Genomic DNA, 19,254 nt, shown 5'->3' on the forward strand with positions numbered 1-19,254 from the left:
CGATGATCTTTGGAGTCTTAAATCAAAAAGGTGGGGTTGGCAAAACAACCTTATCAATCAATCTGGCGGCGGAGCTGGCGCGTTATGGGGAACGTGTACTGGTGATCGATGCAGATCCACAACAGAGCGCAACCGCCTGGCAAGCGCAACGTTTTGCAGAGCCACTATTCGTCGTCGTGGGGAAACCTACCGCGACCATTCATAAAGAAATCGACATGATGAGTAAAGGCTATGATCAGGTCATCATTGATGGACCTGCCAGAGTAACCGACATGACGCGCTCCGCGATTATGGCTTGTGATGTTGTGATCGTGCCGGTGCAGCCGTCACCCTATGATGTCTGGGCCAGCGAGGAGGTAATCAAGCTCATTCAGGAAGCGGTCGTGTACAAGGAAAAGCTGAAATGCTGCATTGTGATTAATCGCAAAATCGCAAACACAGCCATCGGGCGCGATGTACGAGAAGCGCTGGCGACCTACGGCGTTAAGGTGTTGAACGCTTCCGTGACGCAACGCGTTGCATTTGCAGAAGCGGCAGCAGAGGGCAAGACCGTGTATGAGGTGGACGAAGGTAGCCAGGCGTCAATAGAAATGGCAGATTTACTACATGAGCTGATGGAGTTTGCAAATGAGTAAGAAGATTAGTTTTGGAACTCGCGCAACCTTACCGACGCCAGATCAGTGGGTAGAGAGCAAGCAGGTTGTCGTAGTGGAAGCAGAACCGACCAAGCGACTGACATTGGATCTACCTAAGTCGCTACATGGTCGATTTAAGGCGGCTTGTGCGCTTAGTGGAGAGTCAATGTTGGAGGTTATTTTGAAGCACCTTGAGGAGAAATACCCTCCAGGCTAGGCTTCTCAAAGAGTAGTTGCGCTCGCCATGTCTGGGCAGAAGCTTTGCCAAATACGTCAAGCTCTAGTCCAGACAGAATGATGAACTCGGCGCCCATGTGAATGACCGCTGCGTCTACCAGTGGAGGAATTAAGTCTTGATTGGCAGAGCCATGTGAGACATCGTATAGGTTCGCCTGGTGAAGTCGGCGACGTAGAAGAGGGTTCTTACACTCACCGAATGCAAGCTCGCCCAGAACCGGATAGACCATCGAGTGACGCCATTTAGGAATTAGCTTACCGTCTTCCCACAGTCTAGTCACCCAAGCTTTCATATTCGCCTCATTTAAATCACTTGGCGAATTATACTGTGAATATATACAGTAGTTACCAGATCTCCGCAAATTGAGTCGTCGGGACATCTTGAGAGATTGGCTTCATGTCTTGGTCAAGCTCAACCCACATGCCAGAAGCCACGCGAGCAACGACGCCAGCAATTTGCTGATCGAGAGTGTGGTTATTCTTGCTTTTTCTAAGCTCCACAGTGCCGTCGTCATAGTGATGAAAGAATTGAAGGTCTTTCGTCACTTCGAGCCACTTGATCGTGTTCGGAAAATGCAGACCTTCTTTATACGTAAAGAAGCGGGAAGGCATTATTTTTTTACAAACATTGAACCGATTATTATGAGCGCAATAAAAAAAATCATTACGTAGCCAAACCAACGCACGAATTTAAGTGGAGCCTTGTCCAGTTCGGTCTTGTCGGGTCGAGCGTTGTATTCTCTCGATTTTTTAATTGCCCCAATAATTGCGAAAATGACAATGATGATAAATAGAAAGTGCATATTATTTTCCTTATTGTTTAGCAGACATTTGTTCGATTAGAGCGATTTGCTCCGGTGACAGCTTTCTCAGTTTGGCAAAGCTCATCTTGCGTTGCTCACGTTGGCTTACCTTATTCTCACGAACGGCAAAGAATTTTGGCGCCAGATCAGCCATTACATTGTCATTACCGATATGGTCGATCAAAACTTCCAGCACTTCTTGCTGACTGATTTTGAACTCCTTGGCAATGCCAGCTAAGCGCTCCTGCTTATCTTTGGTCATGATGATGGTGTAGCGTGTTGTTTCTTTTTCTGTCATGGCATTCTCCGTGTAGTTTATGGACAAGTGCATTATAGCTGACGTGCATTAGTTAAATTAACGTAAAAAAAAGCCCCCAAGTTGGGGGCTGGAGAACAAAAATTCGTTGTCAGTGCTGACTTACTTATTATGCGCCAACGTAATTCACAAAGCAAGCGGTTTATGCAGCAATTGACAACTTTTTACAGCCGAGCGCTTCATAATCAAAACCAGCGCCACGCTCATGAATATAGCGGTCAAATCCTGGCGTCGCTTTGATAATTGCCAAACGCTGCATCGCATGACCTTTCAAGTGTTCATTAAACCCATCAGCGAAATCGATAATAAGCGCGATGTTTGGGCCGGACTTCTTCTCACGTAAGCCGCGTCCGATACGCTGACGCAACGCAACCTCTGCTTTACCACCGCCGGCAATTATCACGACACCAACCGCAGGAACGTCAACACCGACGTCCAAGATGGTAGAACCAATCAGAACATCAATTTCACCTTTGGCAAGTTGAGAGAGAGCTTGCTTGCGCCCCGCTTGATCATCTTCACCCTGAATAAATGCAACGCGTAACCCTGCATCGGTCATTTTCTGCAACAGTGTTTCGCCATGCTTTGTTTGCTGGATCAATACCATCGTAGACATGTGGTAGGACGCAGCAGCATTGCACTCGTCAACGATAATCTTGTTCCGGTATTCGTTGTCTGTAATGCCGATACGGTATGCTGATTGCCAGCCAGTATTACGCATCAGCTTTGCTGGCTTATGACGAAGCTCAACGATCTTGAAGTGCGGCTGAGCAAGAATGCCTCGATCAATCAGCGTTTCTTCTGACACAGAAATACCAATCGGGCCAGAGCAAGCCATTAAACGCATGTTTGACTCTTCTGAATCCTTCATAAATGGCGTTGCCGTAAGTGCTAACCGATAGTAGGCATTTTTGCAGTGACGCAGAATCTCGTAATAAGAGTTTCCAGACGCCTCATGTGCCTCTTCGAGAATAACTAGACCAAAAGTTCCAAGCAAATTAATCGTTTTTTGGCGATCTTGCATGTGCGCTGTCACTTTAGCGGCAGCGGTAGCGCGCATAAGTTTTTCACTTACTCGACCTGCTTCTTGTTTTTTCTCGAATGAAGCCACGAACTTCTTAATTTCGATGAAAGTATGACCAGCCGCTTCCAGTTTTTTAGCGTAGGCATTACTTTCTTTAATCTCTTTCTTGAGCATTGAGTCAGTCATGCGCTCCATTTCGCTCTCGACCGTCTTTTCTTCTAATCGCGCAATCAAGGTTTGCACCATGCCGACCGACATCTTTTTGACAGCCTGACGCTCAATGCCATTCTCAATCACGGTATGACCGAACTGACCATCGCCCAAGACAGAGACTTTGATACCCAAGTCTTTTTCGAAAGTGTCACGCATCTGGTACATCAGCAAGCCGCGAGTGGTCAAGAACAGTGTCGGCATATTGAAGCGCGCAAACGCAAGACGGGCAATGCGTGATTTACCGCCACCGGTCGCGATTCGGGCAATGATCTGACCATGTTTTGCCAAACAGCGAACGACTTCCATTTGATAGTCGTAACGAGGGTCATCCAGAAAAGCATCCACTACTGGATTCTCTGGGCCAAGCGGCGCAGGAAGAGGGCGGCGTACATGATTGACCTTGTATCCAAGCTTACGCAAGTGCGCAGAGACGAACTGTACAAAGCCGGCCGGAAAAGTTCCGGCGCGAAAGTCCATAAAACTGCTACGACCGTCCCAACTGCCGCGCTTGAACGCAATGGCATGCTCAGCGCCTTCCACCGCATACGACAAGATCGTCTGAACTTGTAGCTTTACTTCGCGAGAGGCGTCATGCAGCTTTGCAGTCGTAGCATTTGAAGCGATGGTGATATTTTGAGTCATAGGCTTGCCAAGTAAAAAGTTGTACTGTAGTATAAGTCACCACTGACTTATAATCAATTCATGTTACCAACACCTCAACAGTCGTTCGCCGATCCAAAGACGTTAATTCCTAACCCTTGGAATACCAACGTAGTATCGCCCGACAACGAAGCCAAGATTGACGAAAGCTTGCGTCGCTTCGGCATGTTCAAACCTATTGTAGTGCGGACGTTACCGAACGGAACCTTGCAAATTCTTGGGGGCGCGCATCGGCGCGACTCCGCTATTCGTCTTGGTATGAAATCCGTACCGATCATCAACGTAGGCGAGGTTGACGACAAGCACGCCAAAGAGATAGGGCTGGTTGATAACGGGCGATACGGCGATGACGACACCTTACAGCTTGCCGCACTGTTGGAAGACCTTGGCACACCTGAAGACCTGTCTAAGTTCATGCCGTACACCGATAGCGACTTCGCCTCAATCTTCGCCAGCGTCAACATCGCCTTAGATGACCTAGATTTGCCTGAAGACGACGAATCGACATCACCCAAGCTACCGGCAGAGCGTCAAGTCCAGACTCACCAAATCATGCGTTTCAAAGTGCCAGCAGGCGATGTGGCAACAATTACAGACGCCATTGAAAAGACGATGAAGTCGCAGAAATTCACAGACGAAGACTCGCTCTCTAATGCTGGCAATGCGCTGGTACACATTTTTAGAGGCATTGAGGTCTGACATGAGCGACAGCGTCAAAGGCAAAGGGTTCGATCAATGCGCGGACTGCGTGAACGCGGAATATGACCCTTTCCAATGCAAAAAGTGCAAAGAGGGCAGCAGATTTGAGCCGTTTAACTCCACCGATTGCGAAGATGAGCCGGACGACGACGCCGACACGTCTGGTTACAAGACCGTAAAGACATTTTTCTCCAAGAAAGACCTGTAATGGAAAACCAAGTAACAGTAAAGCCGCGAATTGAAATCTGGGACATCAGTCGCGTTATTCCTTACGAGTTAAACGCAAAAATTCATGATCTTGTGCAGATAAAGCGCATCGCTAAGTCCATTAAAGATTTTGGTTTTGATCAACCGATCGTTGTCGATAAAAACGGCGTCATTATTAAAGGACATGGTCGTCGTGGAGGCGCTGAATACCTAGGCATGAAACAAGTGCCGGTATGGATTCGTGACGATCTTACTGACGATCAGGTGCGCGCATCCCGCCTAGCTGATAACCGTGTTGCCATATCCAATTTGGATACAGACATTCTGCAAAAAGAGCTGGCCAGCCTTAATTTTGACTTAGTTGGAATCTTTGACGCTAAAGAGCTGGACTTCGTCATTGCTGACTTAGGCGAGATCGATACAAGCGCCTTTGTAAATGACTTAGACGGCGCTATCCAAGATCAGGCAGATGAGACCGCTAAGACATTAGAAGAGTCCACTCAGCGCGCTGTACGCATTGACAAGGCCCTGGGCTTTAAAACGATCAATGGCAAAGATGAGCGTGCTGTGGCGATGTTTATGGCGCAATTGGAAACAGAGTCAGGATTGCCCGCAGACAAAGCGTTTGTGGAATTTGTTCGTTCGTTTGATCAAAAAACTACGTCATAGGTGATCGAGTATGAGTAAAAATCTTTGGATTAACTCCGCGCTGTTTGTTTCTCCAATTTCGATGTGCTTGTGTTTGGATGAAAAAGCATTTGAGGACAGACTTGACGAGCTTAGCATCAAAAAGAATCGCCCTGAGTTTGACGATATGAAGTCGTCAGACGCAGTTGTTCACTTTTTTGATAATGACGATGGAAATGTTTGCGCCGTTGTAGCGCTGCCAAACAGTGATCAAATTGACGATGACATCATTGTGTCGCTCCTCATTCATGAAGGCGTTCACATTTGGCAAGAGGTTCGTAAATACGTCGGCGAAGAAGCGCCTTCTGCTGAATTTGAGGCTTACTCGATTCAGAGCATCTGCACTGACTTGATTGCATCCTATCGCGAACAGGTAAATCAAAAGCAAGAAGCCGAAGCCGCACAAGAGACAAAAGAAAAGGTATCGGAATGATTTACGTTGTAGACAAGCGCTTTCATACGGAAGTCGAACGCACTGAACGCGTCCTAGAGGTTGCAGAAGCATTTGGCTTGGGTCTCGATGATAAAGAGTTTGTCGTATTTAATCATCAAGACATTGACATTAAAATTGGCGACGTTGTGTACGTTACTGGTCAGTCCGGTGCGGGTAAATCAACCGTGTTGCGCGAACTGTCAAAGCAAATAGAAGCATCCGGTCTAAAGGTTGCCGATATTGATTCAGTGCCGCTAGAAGATAAACCACTGATTGATCAAATAGGCGCCACCACAGTCGAGGCACTTAACCTGCTATCAATTGCAGGACTTAATGACGCGTACTTGTTTATTCGCAAGCCGCAAGAGCTGTCTGACGGTCAACGCTACCGCTTCAAGCTGGCCAAACTAATTGAATCAGGCGCCTCAGTTTGGGTTGCAGATGAATTTTTGGCAGTGCTTGATCGCACTACAGCGAAAGTTTTGGCGTTTAACTTGCAGAAAGTTGCACGTCAACACGGCGCTACGCTAATCGTTGCCACCACACACACGGACATGGTTGCTGACTTAGCGCCGACTTTGTATATCGAGAAACGATATCGCGAGAAGATCAAGATCGTCTACGCGCCAGAAGGATACAAGCAATGAAGAACACTACCGAACAGCAATTCTCGGCAGATGTTCTTGCGCTTTCATACAAAGAGCCAGTTGTCGTTATGGTGCATACGTCTTGGTGCGGCCCTTGTAAGTCGTTAAAGCCGCTGATTGAGCGATTGTCGCAAGAGTTGCAATTTTCACTGATCGGCATAGATGGCGGAAAAGAGAAAAGTTTGGCTGCTTCTCAGAGTGTTCGCGCCGTGCCGACCTTACTGGTATTCAAAGACGGCAAACAATTTCCCACCACGATCGCTGGCGCAAAAACAGAAACACAGATTAAAGATTATCTGTTTAAAGCTGGCGTTACGCAAAACAGTCTCAATTTTGACCTTTAAGGATTAAAAATGGTAATTACGTCCAAAATTAAAAAGCTCAATCCGGCGACGAAGATTGTTGAAACTATCGCCAACAAAAACGGAAACCGCGAGATGGCAAAACTAGCTGTTAACTTGCGTGATTCAGGCGCCGGTATGTCACCGAACAAGAAAGTAGTAAAGTAAAGTGGATATTCTGATTGAGCGCCGGGCGGCTCCGGTTGGCCACAAGATGTCGCTACTGTCCCAAATTTATATTGAGCGCGGCACTAAAGAAGATTGGGAGTTGCTGCACGAGCTGCATTACAAGGCAGACAGTATCGGCATTGGTCCACGCTATTACAGAGCGGTATTAGATGGTCAGACGATCGGCGTTGGCGCGATGACGGTGCCAAAAATGCTATCGTCCGGGCGCAATGAAGTATTCCGTCACTTGCGCCCCAACACAAACGGCAGAGACACGAAGCTGATCAACCGTCACCGCGCCATTTGGATTAACGCTAACCAATGCACGAACAGTCGTCTTGTCCTAGATACGATGTATCGCGGCGTCGGCGTAGCTTACCGTATGCAGAACTTGATGATGCGAATGACAGGTTGCCGCTATGTTGAGTTTCAGTCGTCTATGTCTAAGTTCAATCCGTTCGCTGCGAGGGCAGGGATTCGCTTTACCAAGCCAAAACGATCCGCTAACTACAAACGCGGGCTGGACTTCTTCATGCGCTGGTTTGAGAGCAACCCAAGCGACTATATCGGCGTGATGGCAGAGTTAAAAGCGATGTCACCTCTAATCCGTGAAAAAGTAATCACAGAAATGCGGAAATTCTATTACGCCTGCTCCTCAATGGAAAAGTCGGGCAACAACCGCGCTAATGGAACTTCTCGCGTCGATAACATGGAAGTGGGTTATTTGCTCAAGTCGCTCCAGCAATTAGTCCTGGCAAGCCCTTTATACGGCGTATTTACTAACCCTGACTACGAACAACATGCACTGCCGGTAAGACTGCCGTTACTTGCGTTTGATAACCAGCCAGTAGATGCGCCGCTAGACCTCGATACAGCCGCCACACAGCTTTCAAAAGTGAATATCACTACCGAAGCACTTGATTTAGATTGGGCAGAAGATGCACCTGACAGCGAAACAATTTGAACTTATGCGCGTAATCATTGCCGGCAATGGTGAGAGTGCGTCGGTAGACCTGGATGAGATCCTAGACCGAGTTCGTTACGAGACTACAAAAGCAAGCCTACAATTTTCGATCCGCGCTTTGATTGCTCACAAGCTGATTGAAAAAAAGGCATAGAGAAGCGTCGCGGTCGCCAGCGTCAAGTAATCGAGGCAACAGAGTTGGGTGCCGCCACCTATAACGCACCCAAGCCCGCTCCCGCAGCTAGTTATGTTTCCTCTGTTGAGGACGACGAATGGGATACCGTGATTGAGAATTTGACGTAAAAACTCATACCGCCCTTGGGACTCCCAAGTCGTTTCATAAGAGACAGACTTTTACTTGGGACTCCCAAGCTTCTTCTATATAAATACATATATAAATAAGTAAGTAAGTAAGTAATGAATAATAAATTTATTTTAGAAACGGTTTTGGTTGGGAGCGGTAAGACACCCAAGTCTTGGACTAACAAAGAGATACAGAAATATCTCGGCAGCGAAACACCGGCACACGATTACGTTAATGACGCGGCAGCTTGCATTGAAGCGTTGGAAGAACTTGGTCAATTTTCTTACTTGCGCCCGACCACCGACGGCAAGAAGGTCTGCATTTTCGACTTTAATGGCGAAATACACGTTACCGTGCCATTTTCTAAAGAATCGCACGCACTAGCAACGACTCTTTTTTTTGTCCTAGAAAATAAGTCACGACTGACTTGATTTATATGAAAACTTCAGGTATATTCGGCTTCAATAGTTGTTTCTCCTGGGCGCCTCCCTTGCGCTCATTTTTTTTATGCAGAGGTTTATGTGGCAAGCGCTAGCACATCAAGCACTAAAAAATCTCGCTTGACGGCAAAGCAGTGGGCCGAAGCCGAAACGCTTTGGGCTGCTGGCAATATCACCTACGAAGGTCTGACTAAGAGGTATGGTCTGCACCGGAGTTCGTTCGAGCGCCACTTTCGTTCAAAGAAGGTCATCAAAGGTTCCACGTCTGCCGCACAGAGCAGAGCTGTCGCCGCGAAGGTCGCAGAAGCCAGCATCGGCGAAGCAACAGTCATTGCCGCCCGCATTAAAGAAACCAAAGAAGAGCATTACAAAATGGCTGCGGGTCTGGCCAAGCTGACATGGGCTGAGATCCTTAAAGCTAACCAAAGCGGTTCGCCCGTTGCTGTCGCCTTAAACAATCTCAAAGCGCTTGACTCCGCAATGAACGTGCTGAAAAAAGCGCGTGAAGAGCGATGGGCGGTTCTTGGCTTAGACCGTCCTGATGCAGTTGATCCAGATGAATTGCCAGAGTTGATTGTGTCTGAGTTGACCTCAGAGCAGATCAAAGAGTTGCGTGACCGCGACCTAACTGAATTAGATAGCGCTGAACCCTCTCAAGCGGGCGATAGCGACGCCCAAAGCAATGAAGACGATACAGACGCAGAAAACGATAATGGCGTCGTAGAAGAGGGCGAGGACTAGATGGCGCTTCAGTCTAGGCTGTCGCTACACCCCAAACAAATGTTGGTGTTTCAGTCTAAGGCACGTTTTCGCGTCGTCGTAGCTGGACGCCGATGGGGTAAAACTGCGCTTTCTCGTTCGCTGATGATTGCTCGCGCCAAAATTAAGAAGAGCAAAATTTGGTATGTGGCGCCGACGTATAAGATGGCAAAGCAAATTATGTGGCTTGATTTGCTGGAGGCAATCCCTAAACGATGGATTCGTAAAGTTAATGAGACATCGCTGTCCATTGCGCTCGTCAACGGCACAAGAATTGAATTAAAAGGCGCGGACAAAGCAGATTCTTTGCGCGGCGTCGGCGTAGATTTTTTAGTTCTGGATGAGTTCCAGGACATGACTGAAGAAACGTGGGTAAAAGTTTTACGGCCGACATTGTCCGATAGACGCGGTCATGCAATTTTCATTGGGACACCCAAGGCGTACAACTATCTCTACGATCTTTATAAAAGAGGGCAAGACCCTCAAGCGGTCAAAGCAGGGCGTTGGGAGTCATGGCAGTTTCCAACCATCACATCGCCTTTCATTCCTATTTCAGAGATTGAAAGCGCCAGACAAGATATGGATGAGAAGTCTTTCAAACAAGAGTTTGAGGCTTCTTTTGAGACGATGTCCGGTCGCGTGTATTACCCATTCTCACGTAATGAGCATATTGGCACTTATACGTTTAACCCAAAGCTGCCGATCTGGGTAGGCATGGACTTTAATATCGATCCAATGTCCACCGTGATCTTTCAACCGCAGAAAGATGGCTCAGTGTGGGCGGTCGATGAAATCGTTTTGTTTGGCTCCAACACTGAAGAGATTTGTAACGAGTTGGAGAAACGCTACTGGCGTAATCAGGTGCAGATCATCGTGTATCCCGATCCAGCCGGCGGACAACGCCAACATGCTCGCGGTGAGACCGATTTGGACATCTTGCGAGAGAAGGGCTTTAAGCGTCTTAAATTTCGCAGGAAGCACCCGTTTGTAGCTGATCGTGTCAATGCGATGAATCGAATGCTCAAAGCTGCGGATGGCACCGTCAGATTGCGTATAGATGAGCGCTGCAAGCATTTCATTAACGCGCTTGAGCAAACGATCTACAAGAAGGGTTCGCGTGATGTGGATAAAGCGGCAGGCTTAGAACACTCTGCTGATGCTGGCGGTTATTGCATCGAGTTAGAGTTTCCTGTTCGTAAGATTGAAATTGGCGGCATGTCTCGTTGACCTATTGACATACGTCAGTAGTGACTTATAATGCCAACATGAAAAAGATTATGACACCTGGCTCTACAGCCGTAATTGATCCAAATGATGCTGCTGTCTCTAGTGGCATCGCTCCCGCCACCGATGATCAGAAAAAGCTTAAAAGGCTTATTGCGCGTCGTCATCCAGACTATGAAGACCTGATCAAGCATTGGGAATTTCTGGAAGACACCTACGAAGGCGGTAGAGAGTGGTTTAAAGGCAACATCTTTCGATACGTCAAAGAAGGCGAAGGCGAATATAACGATCGAATCGATCGCTGCTACCGTTTTAATCATAGCCGCGAAGTAGTGGATTTGCTAAACAAATATTTGTTCAAACAGCACATCGTTCGTAATGAAGTAGACGCGCCGGAAGCGGTAAAAGCGTTTTGGGCTAGAGCGACAAAAAATGGGCTTAGCATTCGTGATTTCTCTCGCCAAGTATCAAAGAAAACATCCATCTATGGGCGCATTGCCGTCGTAGTGGACAACAGTAAGAAAGATGGCGGCGGTTCAGTGATATCTGTAGCGGATGAAAAGAAGCTCGACGTCCGCACGTTTGCCTACACCGTTGGGCCAGAGCAGTTGCTCGACTATGCGTATGACCGTGATGGAGAACTTGAATGGGTTCTTATTCAGGAGTGTGTGCGCGACGATCAAGATCCATTGGAATCTACCGGGGACGAAACTGTTCGATATCGTCTTTGGACAAAAATTGAATGGCGCTTATACGAAGAGCGTAAAGGTTCAGGTGGCAAAAAGCAGATCGTGCTGGCAGATTTCGGATTTCATGATCTTGGCGTCGTGCCGGTCATTCTTGTGGACAACATGATCACAGATGAGGACTACTCCGCACCTTCATTGATTGATGACATCGCTTACCTCGACCGCGCAGTGGCGAACTATTTGTCCAACTTGGATGCCATTATTCAAGATCAGACATTCTCACAACTGGCTATGCCGGCGCAGAATGTTTTACCTGGCGACGACAACTACAACACGCTATTGAAGATGGGGACAAACCGCATCTTTATCTACGATGGTGAAAGCGGCGCGCAACCATTCTTTTTGTCTCCTGATCCAAAACAGGCGCAAATGATATTGGCCGTTATCAACAAAATTATCAATGAGATTTACCACACCGTCGGACTAGCTGGCGAACGCACCAAGCAAGATAACGCCTTGGGTATCGACAACAGTTCCGGCGTGGCTAAAGCCTACGACTTTGAACGCGTCAACGCCTTGCTTCAAGCGAAAGCTGACAGCTTAGAGCTTTTTGAAAACAAACTGACTCGAATGGTCGCGCTCTGGAACGGCACCAAGATAACCGAGAGTTTTGTGTCTTATCCAGACAACTTCGATACGCGTGGGCTTTATGACGAGTTCGACATTGCTGCGCGACTGATGTTGATTTCAGCACCAGATAGCGTTCGCCAGCATCAGATGGAAATGGTGATCGACAAACTATTCCCTCAATTGGCCAAAGACCTGAAAGACAAGATGCTTTCGGACTTGAAGTCATGGCCTCTTGATCCTGTTCAGCTTGCGGCAGATATGGCAGCGGCGACCGCTCCAGATCAGGCTGCTTTACAAAAATCGCAAAATCGTGACACCGCAAAGGCGACTTTGTCACAGAACTAATTTTTACAACCGCCAGCGAAGAGAATCGTTGGCACTTTTAACCATTGACCTAGAGACTGGTCAGAAAGGCATCAAATGAAATTCAGTAAGTTACTCGCGACACTCTTATTTGGCTTTGGCTTCATGAGTATGGGCATCGTAGAAGATGGCGGTGGCGGTTCTGATACAGGCGCAGCAGATGCGGCTGCGGCAGACGCAGCAAAAGCAGCAGCGGCAGCAAAAGAAGGTGAAAGCGCATTAAAGGGAGAGAAAAAACCATCTGACGAAGAAGCCAAACTTCTGAAAGAAGTGATGCAGAAAAAAGAAGCCTTGCAAAAGACGCAAAGCGACTTGCAATCGGCTCAAGAGCGATTAAAACAGTTTGACGGCATTGATCCAGAAGCAGTTCGCAAGCTTTTAGAAGAAAAGAAAAATGCCGAGACCGCACAGCTAGAAGCAAAAGGTGAGTGGGACCGTCTGAAAACTCGTATGGCGGAAGAGCATACAAGTCAGACTAAATCTCTCCAAGATCAGATTGCTGAGCTGCAAGGCCAGTTATCTCAAAAGACTGGCGCAATTAATGAATTATCTATTGGCTCGCAATTTGGTCAAAGTGCATTCATTGCAGAGGAAATGGTCATGCCCGCAGCCAAAGTGCGCGTCGTATATGGCGATCACTTTGATTTGGTGGAAGGTAAGGTAGTCGGTTATGACAAGCCTCGCGGCGCAGCTAGTCGCACAGCATTGATTGATCAAAGTGGCGAGCCTGTAGGTTTTGACGCTGCTTTACGCAAGATTATTGATGCCGATCCTGATAAAGACCATCTGTTGAAAAGCAAAATTCGCTCAGGCGCAGATTCAGCAAGCCGTAAGGCGGATGCATCAAAGACCGTTAAGGCATCACAGGAAACTGATTCAGTTGCAAAAATCTCCGCTGGTTTAAAAGGCTTCAATATGAGCGGTTCTGGGGGCATTGCTTAGTCATTGAAATAAGTCACCACTGACTTTACATTGGCATGATTTTATGTTAATGTATCAGTCATCGGTGACTTAGAGCGACTTAGGCACGATATATGTTTTTTTATCTTTTCTAAAGGACCATACATGCCTCTGTTACGACAAGAAGCCGAACATCTGAGCAATAATCAGCTCATTTCCGGCGTAATCGATCAAATTATCGAACGCGATGATTTGTTCAGCATTCTGCCATTCGCGAAAACCGAAGGCAAAGCATACGTGTACAACCGCGAAAACACTTTGGGTTCTGCCGATTGGCTTGATCCAAATGATCCTGTGAATGAGTCCGCTGCGACCTTCACAGAAGTTGTTGCTAAGTTGCGTATTCTCGCCGGTGACGTGGATATCGACAAATTCTTGAACCAAACTCTGTCTGACACAAACAGCCAGATGGCAGTTCAAATCGCCAAAAAAGCCAAAACCGTTGGTCGTGAATTTCACCGCGCTTTGGCTACCGGTGATTCTACAGCTAACACTAAAATCTTCGACGGCTTGCCAACTTTGGCTGCTGCCGCTGGTGGTTCTCAGATTGTTACTGCTGGCGCAAACGGTAATGCATTGACTCTGACTATGTTGGACGAGTTGTGCGACGCTGTCCCAAACGGCGCTGACGTATTGGTAATGCGCCGTGGCACAATTCGCGCATTCCGTGCTTTGCTGCGAGCTACTTACGGCACTGACGCTGTCATGCAACAGTTGGAAAACTTCGGTCGCCCAATGCTGACACACAACGGCATTCCTATCATCATGAATGAGTTCTTGAGCGCTGCTGAAACTCAAGGTACAAACGCAACCACTGCTTCCGTTTATGCGTTGCGCTTAAACGAATTGGACGGTTTGCATGGTCTGTGGGGTGGTGATAATGCTGGTATCGTCGTTGAGAACGTCGGCACTGTTCAAAACAAAGATGCGACTCGCATCCGCTTGAAATGGTACTGCGGCCTGGCGTTAAAATCGACTCGCTCGATTGCTCGTCTCAAAGGCGTGTCAAACATTTAAGCTTGTAATCAGTCAGTAGTGACTTATAATAGAAGGCGGGAGCAATCCCGCCTTTTTCATATTCAGAAAGGAATACATGAAGATCAAACTTATTCAAGCTGGCTACGAAGCTTTTTCTGGTCCGTTGGGCGATGTTGTTTTCGACAACGGCACATCGGTGACTGACGTTAGCGAGCAGAGCGCGGGCGGCATTGCAAGCATTTATCAGGTTGAGCGCATCGGCGAGCCTGGAGGCGTAGATGTTGGCGTTGACGATGTAACCGACGCCACTGTTAATGTTGAAAGCGACTCCGGTGACTTTAATGCAGCAACGAATGAAGCGCCGCAGGAGTCTCAATAATGAAACTGCGCATTACACAATTAGGCTTTGAGAGCTACAGCGGTCAGATGGGGGTCATCAACTTTGAAGATGGGCTATCTACTGCGGACGTTCTTATGATCGACGCAGTTCGCATGTCTGCCGTGATGCTCTGCGAATGGGAAGACGGCGCGTCAGTTTCGATTACGCAGTCCATTATCGACAACGCGCACTCGCCGGCCCCAATGTTCGTATCTGGCGCAGAAGGACAGCATGACACTGAGAAAGTCGAAACTGCCAAAAACGACCAAACTTCAAAACCTGTGTTCACAGAAGAACAGCTTTCTGTATTGGCAGATAGCGAAGGCATCAAGGGATTGCGCGCTTTGGGTGACCCGATTGGCGTAAAAGGCAATTCGATCAAAGACCTGATCGCGGCATTGATTGACTACAGCAAGGTGTAATTGATGGATATTTTTCTCGCAGGAACCGCAGTCAATCTTATAACTGTACTGAGCGACAAGTCCGGCAATCCGCTTAAAGTGACATCGATTGAATATCGAATCAGTGACGAAAGCGGCACAGAGCTAGTGCCATTGCAGGCGCTTTCTGGCTTCGTCGCTGAGTCACCGCAGGCCGTGATTGAGGTTTCTGCCGAGAACAATATCATCGCAGATACAGCCGCATCAGGGCTTCGTGCTGTAGAGCTGCATTGTGTCGTTGCCGGCAACACCATAGTAATTAATACGGGCTACATCGTCGAGCTGGCAGATCCATTAGTGGTGGGAACGAACTCATTTCAAACATACGCACAGGCTGAGTTTAACGCTGTCTCTTTGCCAAACCTGGCAGGATGGGACAAGTCGTCTGAGAGTGAACGAATGGCTGCGCTTAGCGATGCGCGAGATCACATCGTTCAACTAAGCTTCACTCAATTGAACTCGAACGTCAATTGGGGACAAGACAGCCTAAACTTTGTACCAGAGGGGACTTATTCCACCAACTACGTCTCAAATGGTGACATGTTTCTATTTAACGGCAACCTGGCCTTACTGACGCCGCTGCAATTTTCAAAGCTACCAGACAAGTTCAAGCTCGCCTTGAGCAAGGCTCAAATTGTTGAGGCTGATTCAATTCTGGGCGGTAACGTGGTGGACTCTCGCCGTCGTGAGGGCTTGCTTCTGGAGTCAATCGGCGAGGTAAAGCAAATGTACCGGTCTGGCAAGCCGCTCGATCTACCTGTATCGCGTCGTGCCTTGAGTTACTTATCTTACTTTGTAACTTTTTCTAAAAAAGTGGGGCGATGATGACGCCAGATGAATTTGCCAAAAGCGTAGTAACTGAGCTTGAGCTTTTTCAAATGACTTTGAAAAACATTCACGTTATGCGCGCAAGCGCTGCAACCGCCGGCAACGCTGCCGCGAATTATCAAGCGACCGTCATCATGCATGCGGAGTTAGCCAAAGCGTATTCTAATTTTGAGACGCGCATCAAGCAAATGTCGGACGCTTACTTAGTTCAGTTACATGCTAAAGGACTAGAAGCGCTAGATTTTGAAATGTATAGCTGGATACTTCGAGTACGTCGCGTCATTCGCGATAATGGCTCAGCCGTTGTTCGCAAAAGTAATGCCGGTCGTTTGGCCAACGTCTTTACTCGTGGCTTGGGCGCAATTGGATTACTTCTGCAAAAGAACGTCAACGACATTAAGTTTGTGTCGCATGACAACGCCGGTAGAGTCTGGGATTCAACGGCTTTACTGTGCGGCTACGCAAGAGATTTCGCCTACCAATCACTGATTGAGGCGCAAGCGTTTCTTATTAACGGACTCGCAGAGGTTCGCTATCCAGACTCAAATCACGTCAATAACGGAATGCTTGTCGAGACTAGCGACCGAACTATCAGCGGCGCGACAAAACTAGCCAATATTCGTAATTCGATTTTTCATCCTAACTCTCAAGCCGAACTGGTGAAACATGTTTAGTCCAAACTCTACCTGCGTCATTCAGTCAAGCGACGGCAAATCTGACGACTATGGCATGCCCTTGCCGGTCTTGAAGACTACTGAGCGATGTACAGTAGTAAAGCTCACGCTGACCATTGAGAAGTCGTCTGTGCGCGCCGACAGCTCTGCATCGCGAGGTAATGCGATCGAAGAAGAAGCGCTCTCTAAGATTCTTTTGACAAAGAATACGAAAGCACAAATGAACGACATCATCATTTTGCCTGAATGCAAGTTGCGTATCGTTGGCCGCATACCGCGTTTTGATTTACAGGGGCGACCAGATCACGTCGAGGTGGCGGCGCAGTTTTGGAGTAAAGCATGAATTTGAGACCGCTTGCAAATATACTGGCCGCGAACAACCTTGGCGTTTTGGGTACATCAATGTTTTTCAATATGCTGCCAGCAGAAGCCGAAGAAGCAATTTTGTTGCGCAATCCGTTGTCTGGCACAAAAATCGACTACGAGCTAAAGGGCTATTTTAAGACTGAGTTTCAGCTAATTGTTAGAAGCCACAGCTATGCTAATGGCGAAGTATTGATCAAGAAGGTCATCGATGCGCTAACGCTGGAAAATACTCAGGTTGAGGACCACAACTTTAACTATTCTCGACCAAGAACGGAGGCGGTAGCCTTTCCTTTATCAAGAGGAAACTTATTAGAGTTTAATGTGATGTTTGACGTGTGCTTTGTAAGGAGCTGACGTGGGCGTAAAAGTCGAAGGCTTTATGAGCGCTAATGAATTGCTAATGCGTATCGATACGACCGCCAAACGCAGAGTCGTGAAGTCGTTAATACAGAAAGGCGTTGAACTGCGAGACATGGCAAAAAAAATGGCGCCGCGTGACCATGCGAATCTTGAAGACGCCATTAAGATGCGCCCAGAAGGAGCTGAACGGCTGCGTGACGATCTTGGGCGATTCGCTAAAGTGGAGATCGAAGTTTATATCGATATGGATACGCCGGTTCCTGAAAGACCTGGCAAAACTGTTGGTGATTACGCTTATGAGATTCACGAGCATCAAACGCCAATGGGCTCAATTCAGCTTGGTGAAAAATCTCTTGAGAAGCAAGATAGTAACGGCGGCGTTCAAGTGGGTGGTGGCTTTATGTATCGAGCAGTAGAAGCGGTCGATAAAGAGATCGACTTCGCATTACAAGAAGCGCTAAACGAGGTTTTCTAACCATAACGCTTTATAGCTATGGCTTTTTGTGCTATATTAAGTAAGTCAGTAGTGACGTATTTATAGTATTTAACCTCTTTGCAAGGAGTTTTGTATGGCAAGTGATACCAAAAACGTCAAGATTGGCGTTTGTAAGGTGATTTATGGCGGCGTTGATTTGGGCTATACCCAAGGCGGCGTCGAAGTAACAGTGAAAACAGACACTCATAAGGTGAACGTGGATCAGTTCGGCAAGACCACGATCAACGAATACATCATGGGTCGTGAAGTGATGGTTAAAGTGCCATTGGCGGAAACGACATTAACGAACTTGGTAGCAATTATGCCAGGCGCAACTCTAGTTACAAATGGCGCAGACATTCACGTTGATGTAACTAACGCTATTGGTACTGATTTGTTATCTACAGCAAAACAGTTGCGTTTGCATCCTAAAGCTTTGCCTGACTCTAATGTAAGCGAAGACTTCGTGATTCCTTTGGCTGCAACTGCGGGTGGTTTGACGTTCGCATACAAGCTGGAAAATGAGCGCATTTTTAACTGCGACTTTACTGGCTACCCAGACCCAGTCACAGCAAAGCTTTTTGCTATCGGCTCTCCTGTTACGCCTTAACTGATTGGTCATTGACGACTGATTGAAGAAACCGCCTCGCTGTCACAAGCGGGGCATCTTTTTGCTTAAAGAGGAAATTGAAATGACGAAGATTTTAAACCTGGACAAATTAGACACAACATCGAACCGCGTTCTGAGTATCGGTGGCGTAGACCACAAAATTCATGAAATGACGGTGGAAAATTTTATCGTTACCACGCGCACTGTCGAGGCGTTATCAAAAGGCACCGTAAGCGTGGCTGATCAAGTCGAAGCCACTCTGGATATGATTTTACGCAGCGTACCGACATTGGATCGAGCTTCTTTGTTCGGTCGCGGCTTGGCGCAGCTAAACGTGATTGCTGAGTTCGTTCGTGGCGAAAACGTGGATGAAGCGGAAGAGCGAACAGACGAAGCGGGAAAGTAGACGACTCGAAGGTTGAAGAAGTCGATTTCGGCTTCTTCTTCAGTCGAGTCATTCACTTTTATCACATAGGTTACATGGAAGCAAAACAGCTTCCAATAAAGACTTTCTGGCTACTGAGCGGGAACATCGACCGCATTATGGCTCAGCAAGATATCCGGAATATGCAAGTGGCATGCGCTGGTCAATCAACAGATGAGCAATTGCAAGAATACAGGCAGCGTCTCGTGGTAGAGACCGGCACCATTGTCAAGATGGAGGCCATTACTCCACTCGATGCGAAAAGAGACGAATCAGGCTTCGCGCAATTAAAAGCGCTTTCTAACGCATAGTTTTGG

General features: G+C 47.5%; 30 protein-coding genes. 26 read left to right on the forward strand and 4 right to left on the reverse strand.

Annotated features, from left to right (window positions below; genetic code table 11):
- Positions 1-2 precede the first annotated feature (2 nt).
- Both parA and RGU72_RS04890 read left to right on the forward strand, forming a co-directional pair.
- Entirely contained in the window at positions 3-635 is a 633-nt protein-coding gene (gene parA, locus RGU72_RS04885; protein ID WP_322118654.1) for a ParA family partition ATPase, read from the forward strand.
- Complete coding sequence (locus tag RGU72_RS04890; RefSeq protein ID WP_322118655.1) at positions 628-852, forward strand: plasmid partition protein ParG; 225 nt, start codon at positions 628-630, stop codon at positions 850-852. The genes parA and RGU72_RS04890 overlap by 8 nt, the downstream gene beginning before the upstream one ends.
- Here RGU72_RS04890 and RGU72_RS04895 read toward each other — a convergent pair.
- The 4 genes from RGU72_RS04895 to RGU72_RS04910 form a co-directional block, all read right to left on the reverse strand.
- Positions 812-1,165, reverse strand: coding sequence for a hypothetical protein (locus RGU72_RS04895; RefSeq protein WP_322118656.1), 354 nt, complete (start codon positions 1,163-1,165; stop codon positions 812-814). The genes RGU72_RS04890 and RGU72_RS04895 overlap by 41 nt on opposite strands.
- Positions 1,166-1,217: 52 nt before the next feature.
- Positions 1,218-1,484, reverse strand: a complete 267-nt coding sequence (locus tag RGU72_RS04900; protein ID WP_322118657.1) for a hypothetical protein — start codon at positions 1,482-1,484, stop codon at positions 1,218-1,220.
- Positions 1,485-1,685: 201 nt separating this feature from the next.
- Positions 1,686-1,973 (reverse strand): hypothetical protein, encoded by a 288-nt coding sequence (locus RGU72_RS04905; RefSeq protein WP_322118658.1) that lies wholly within the window; start codon positions 1,971-1,973, stop codon positions 1,686-1,688.
- 160 nt (positions 1,974-2,133) lie between these two features.
- Positions 2,134-3,870 (reverse strand): DEAD/DEAH box helicase, encoded by a 1,737-nt coding sequence (locus RGU72_RS04910; RefSeq protein ID WP_322118659.1) that lies wholly within the window; start codon positions 3,868-3,870, stop codon positions 2,134-2,136.
- 60 nt (positions 3,871-3,930) lie between these two features.
- On the opposite strand from RGU72_RS04910, the gene RGU72_RS04915 reads away from it, so the two are divergent.
- From RGU72_RS04915 to RGU72_RS05030, 24 genes are all read left to right on the forward strand, one after another.
- A complete protein-coding gene (locus tag RGU72_RS04915; protein WP_322118660.1) occupies positions 3,931-4,587 on the forward strand; it encodes a ParB/RepB/Spo0J family partition protein in 657 nt (218 codons plus the stop codon).
- Position 4,588: 1 nt separating this feature from the next.
- Positions 4,589-4,795, forward strand: coding sequence for a hypothetical protein (locus RGU72_RS04920; protein ID WP_322118661.1), 207 nt, complete (start codon positions 4,589-4,591; stop codon positions 4,793-4,795).
- Positions 4,795-5,463: a ParB/Srx family N-terminal domain-containing protein gene (locus RGU72_RS04925; RefSeq protein WP_322118662.1), complete on the forward strand. Its 669-nt coding sequence runs from the start codon at positions 4,795-4,797 to the stop codon at positions 5,461-5,463. Before RGU72_RS04920 ends, RGU72_RS04925 begins: the two co-directional genes overlap by 1 nt.
- A 10-nt stretch (positions 5,464-5,473) precedes the next feature.
- Positions 5,474-5,914: a hypothetical protein gene (locus RGU72_RS04930; protein ID WP_322118663.1), complete on the forward strand. Its 441-nt coding sequence runs from the start codon at positions 5,474-5,476 to the stop codon at positions 5,912-5,914.
- Positions 5,911-6,561: an adenylyl-sulfate kinase gene (locus RGU72_RS04935; protein ID WP_322118664.1), complete on the forward strand. Its 651-nt coding sequence runs from the start codon at positions 5,911-5,913 to the stop codon at positions 6,559-6,561. The genes RGU72_RS04930 and RGU72_RS04935 overlap by 4 nt, the downstream gene beginning before the upstream one ends.
- Entirely contained in the window at positions 6,558-6,905 is a 348-nt protein-coding gene (locus tag RGU72_RS04940; RefSeq protein WP_322118665.1) for a thioredoxin family protein, read from the forward strand. The genes RGU72_RS04935 and RGU72_RS04940 overlap by 4 nt, the downstream gene beginning before the upstream one ends.
- Positions 6,906-6,914: 9 nt before the next feature.
- Positions 6,915-7,070 (forward strand): hypothetical protein, encoded by a 156-nt coding sequence (locus tag RGU72_RS04945; protein ID WP_322118666.1) that lies wholly within the window; start codon positions 6,915-6,917, stop codon positions 7,068-7,070.
- A 1-nt stretch (position 7,071) separates the two neighbouring features.
- Positions 7,072-8,034 carry a hypothetical protein gene (locus RGU72_RS04950; protein WP_322118667.1) on the forward strand — a complete coding sequence of 321 codons (963 nt, stop codon included), beginning with the start codon at positions 7,072-7,074 and terminating at the stop codon, positions 8,032-8,034.
- A 417-nt stretch (positions 8,035-8,451) separates the two neighbouring features.
- The gene (locus RGU72_RS04955) at positions 8,452-8,769 is read left to right on the forward strand and encodes a hypothetical protein (RefSeq protein WP_322118668.1); all 318 of its coding nucleotides are present in this window, start codon (positions 8,452-8,454) and stop codon (positions 8,767-8,769) included.
- Between the two features lie 90 nt (positions 8,770-8,859).
- On the forward strand, positions 8,860-9,519 hold the full coding sequence (locus RGU72_RS04960) for a hypothetical protein (RefSeq protein WP_322118669.1): 660 nt from the start codon (positions 8,860-8,862) through the stop codon (positions 9,517-9,519).
- Positions 9,520-10,764, forward strand: a complete 1,245-nt coding sequence (locus RGU72_RS04965; RefSeq protein ID WP_322118670.1) for a terminase large subunit domain-containing protein — start codon at positions 9,520-9,522, stop codon at positions 10,762-10,764.
- A 38-nt stretch (positions 10,765-10,802) separates the two neighbouring features.
- Positions 10,803-12,425 (forward strand): hypothetical protein, encoded by a 1,623-nt coding sequence (locus tag RGU72_RS04970; RefSeq protein ID WP_322118671.1) that lies wholly within the window; start codon positions 10,803-10,805, stop codon positions 12,423-12,425.
- A 75-nt stretch (positions 12,426-12,500) separates the two neighbouring features.
- Positions 12,501-13,385: a DUF6651 domain-containing protein gene (locus RGU72_RS04975; RefSeq protein ID WP_322118672.1), complete on the forward strand. Its 885-nt coding sequence runs from the start codon at positions 12,501-12,503 to the stop codon at positions 13,383-13,385.
- A gap of 123 nt (positions 13,386-13,508) precedes the next feature.
- Positions 13,509-14,420 carry a major capsid protein gene (locus RGU72_RS04980; RefSeq protein WP_322118673.1) on the forward strand — a complete coding sequence of 304 codons (912 nt, stop codon included), beginning with the start codon at positions 13,509-13,511 and terminating at the stop codon, positions 14,418-14,420.
- Positions 14,421-14,496: 76 nt separating this feature from the next.
- Positions 14,497-14,760 (forward strand): hypothetical protein, encoded by a 264-nt coding sequence (locus RGU72_RS04985; protein WP_322118674.1) that lies wholly within the window; start codon positions 14,497-14,499, stop codon positions 14,758-14,760.
- Entirely contained in the window at positions 14,760-15,182 is a 423-nt protein-coding gene (locus RGU72_RS04990; protein ID WP_322118675.1) for a hypothetical protein, read from the forward strand. Before RGU72_RS04985 ends, RGU72_RS04990 begins: the two co-directional genes overlap by 1 nt.
- A gap of 3 nt (positions 15,183-15,185) precedes the next feature.
- Positions 15,186-16,025, forward strand: a complete 840-nt coding sequence (locus tag RGU72_RS04995; protein ID WP_322118676.1) for a hypothetical protein — start codon at positions 15,186-15,188, stop codon at positions 16,023-16,025.
- 53 nt (positions 16,026-16,078) lie between these two features.
- Positions 16,079-16,702, forward strand: coding sequence for a hypothetical protein (locus RGU72_RS05000; protein ID WP_322118677.1), 624 nt, complete (start codon positions 16,079-16,081; stop codon positions 16,700-16,702).
- The gene (locus RGU72_RS05005) at positions 16,695-17,045 is read left to right on the forward strand and encodes a hypothetical protein (RefSeq protein ID WP_322118678.1); all 351 of its coding nucleotides are present in this window, start codon (positions 16,695-16,697) and stop codon (positions 17,043-17,045) included. Before RGU72_RS05000 ends, RGU72_RS05005 begins: the two co-directional genes overlap by 8 nt.
- Positions 17,042-17,422: a minor capsid protein gene (locus RGU72_RS05010; protein WP_322118679.1), complete on the forward strand. Its 381-nt coding sequence runs from the start codon at positions 17,042-17,044 to the stop codon at positions 17,420-17,422. The genes RGU72_RS05005 and RGU72_RS05010 overlap by 4 nt, the downstream gene beginning before the upstream one ends.
- A 1-nt stretch (position 17,423) precedes the next feature.
- Positions 17,424-17,903, forward strand: coding sequence for a hypothetical protein (locus RGU72_RS05015; protein WP_322118680.1), 480 nt, complete (start codon positions 17,424-17,426; stop codon positions 17,901-17,903).
- 94 nt (positions 17,904-17,997) lie between these two features.
- Positions 17,998-18,513: a hypothetical protein gene (locus RGU72_RS05020; protein WP_322118681.1), complete on the forward strand. Its 516-nt coding sequence runs from the start codon at positions 17,998-18,000 to the stop codon at positions 18,511-18,513.
- 82 nt (positions 18,514-18,595) lie between these two features.
- The gene (locus tag RGU72_RS05025; protein ID WP_322118682.1) at positions 18,596-18,919 is read left to right on the forward strand and encodes a hypothetical protein; all 324 of its coding nucleotides are present in this window, start codon (positions 18,596-18,598) and stop codon (positions 18,917-18,919) included.
- 74 nt (positions 18,920-18,993) lie between these two features.
- Positions 18,994-19,248 carry a hypothetical protein gene (locus RGU72_RS05030; RefSeq protein ID WP_322118683.1) on the forward strand — a complete coding sequence of 85 codons (255 nt, stop codon included), beginning with the start codon at positions 18,994-18,996 and terminating at the stop codon, positions 19,246-19,248.
- Positions 19,249-19,254: the final 6 nt, after the last annotated feature.

Source organism: Undibacterium sp. 5I1 (assembly GCF_034314085.1).
Lineage (GTDB): Bacteria > Pseudomonadota > Gammaproteobacteria > Burkholderiales > Burkholderiaceae_D > Undibacterium.

Excerpts from the sequence above, each read along its gene's own strand:
- parA (WP_322118654.1), top strand. The coding sequence starts at position 3 with ATGATCTTTGGAGTCTTAAATCAAAAAGGTGGGGTTGGCAAAACAACC.
- RGU72_RS04890 (WP_322118655.1), top strand. The coding sequence starts at position 628 with ATGAGTAAGAAGATTAGTTTTGGAACTCGCGCAACCTTACCGACGCCA.
- RGU72_RS04895 (WP_322118656.1), bottom strand. The coding sequence starts at position 1,165 with ATGAAAGCTTGGGTGACTAGACTGTGGGAAGACGGTAAGCTAATTCCT.
- RGU72_RS04900 (WP_322118657.1), bottom strand. The coding sequence starts at position 1,484 with ATGCCTTCCCGCTTCTTTACGTATAAAGAAGGTCTGCATTTTCCGAAC.
- RGU72_RS04905 (WP_322118658.1), bottom strand. The coding sequence starts at position 1,973 with ATGACAGAAAAAGAAACAACACGCTACACCATCATCATGACCAAAGAT.
- RGU72_RS04910 (WP_322118659.1), bottom strand. The coding sequence starts at position 3,870 with ATGACTCAAAATATCACCATCGCTTCAAATGCTACGACTGCAAAGCTG.
- RGU72_RS04915 (WP_322118660.1), top strand. The coding sequence starts at position 3,931 with ATGTTACCAACACCTCAACAGTCGTTCGCCGATCCAAAGACGTTAATT.
- RGU72_RS04920 (WP_322118661.1), top strand. The coding sequence starts at position 4,589 with ATGAGCGACAGCGTCAAAGGCAAAGGGTTCGATCAATGCGCGGACTGC.
- RGU72_RS04925 (WP_322118662.1), top strand. The coding sequence starts at position 4,795 with ATGGAAAACCAAGTAACAGTAAAGCCGCGAATTGAAATCTGGGACATC.
- RGU72_RS04930 (WP_322118663.1), top strand. The coding sequence starts at position 5,474 with ATGAGTAAAAATCTTTGGATTAACTCCGCGCTGTTTGTTTCTCCAATT.
- RGU72_RS04935 (WP_322118664.1), top strand. The coding sequence starts at position 5,911 with ATGATTTACGTTGTAGACAAGCGCTTTCATACGGAAGTCGAACGCACT.
- RGU72_RS04940 (WP_322118665.1), top strand. The coding sequence starts at position 6,558 with ATGAAGAACACTACCGAACAGCAATTCTCGGCAGATGTTCTTGCGCTT.
- RGU72_RS04945 (WP_322118666.1), top strand. The coding sequence starts at position 6,915 with ATGGTAATTACGTCCAAAATTAAAAAGCTCAATCCGGCGACGAAGATT.
- RGU72_RS04955 (WP_322118668.1), top strand. The coding sequence starts at position 8,452 with ATGAATAATAAATTTATTTTAGAAACGGTTTTGGTTGGGAGCGGTAAG.
- RGU72_RS04965 (WP_322118670.1), top strand. The coding sequence starts at position 9,520 with ATGGCGCTTCAGTCTAGGCTGTCGCTACACCCCAAACAAATGTTGGTG.
- RGU72_RS04970 (WP_322118671.1), top strand. The coding sequence starts at position 10,803 with ATGAAAAAGATTATGACACCTGGCTCTACAGCCGTAATTGATCCAAAT.
- RGU72_RS04975 (WP_322118672.1), top strand. The coding sequence starts at position 12,501 with ATGAAATTCAGTAAGTTACTCGCGACACTCTTATTTGGCTTTGGCTTC.
- RGU72_RS04980 (WP_322118673.1), top strand. The coding sequence starts at position 13,509 with ATGCCTCTGTTACGACAAGAAGCCGAACATCTGAGCAATAATCAGCTC.
- RGU72_RS04985 (WP_322118674.1), top strand. The coding sequence starts at position 14,497 with ATGAAGATCAAACTTATTCAAGCTGGCTACGAAGCTTTTTCTGGTCCG.
- RGU72_RS04990 (WP_322118675.1), top strand. The coding sequence starts at position 14,760 with ATGAAACTGCGCATTACACAATTAGGCTTTGAGAGCTACAGCGGTCAG.
- RGU72_RS04995 (WP_322118676.1), top strand. The coding sequence starts at position 15,186 with ATGGATATTTTTCTCGCAGGAACCGCAGTCAATCTTATAACTGTACTG.
- RGU72_RS05000 (WP_322118677.1), top strand. The coding sequence starts at position 16,079 with ATGACTTTGAAAAACATTCACGTTATGCGCGCAAGCGCTGCAACCGCC.
- RGU72_RS05005 (WP_322118678.1), top strand. The coding sequence starts at position 16,695 with ATGTTTAGTCCAAACTCTACCTGCGTCATTCAGTCAAGCGACGGCAAA.
- RGU72_RS05010 (WP_322118679.1), top strand. The coding sequence starts at position 17,042 with ATGAATTTGAGACCGCTTGCAAATATACTGGCCGCGAACAACCTTGGC.
- RGU72_RS05020 (WP_322118681.1), top strand. The coding sequence starts at position 17,998 with ATGGCAAGTGATACCAAAAACGTCAAGATTGGCGTTTGTAAGGTGATT.
- RGU72_RS05025 (WP_322118682.1), top strand. The coding sequence starts at position 18,596 with ATGACGAAGATTTTAAACCTGGACAAATTAGACACAACATCGAACCGC.
- RGU72_RS05030 (WP_322118683.1), top strand. The coding sequence starts at position 18,994 with ATGGAAGCAAAACAGCTTCCAATAAAGACTTTCTGGCTACTGAGCGGG.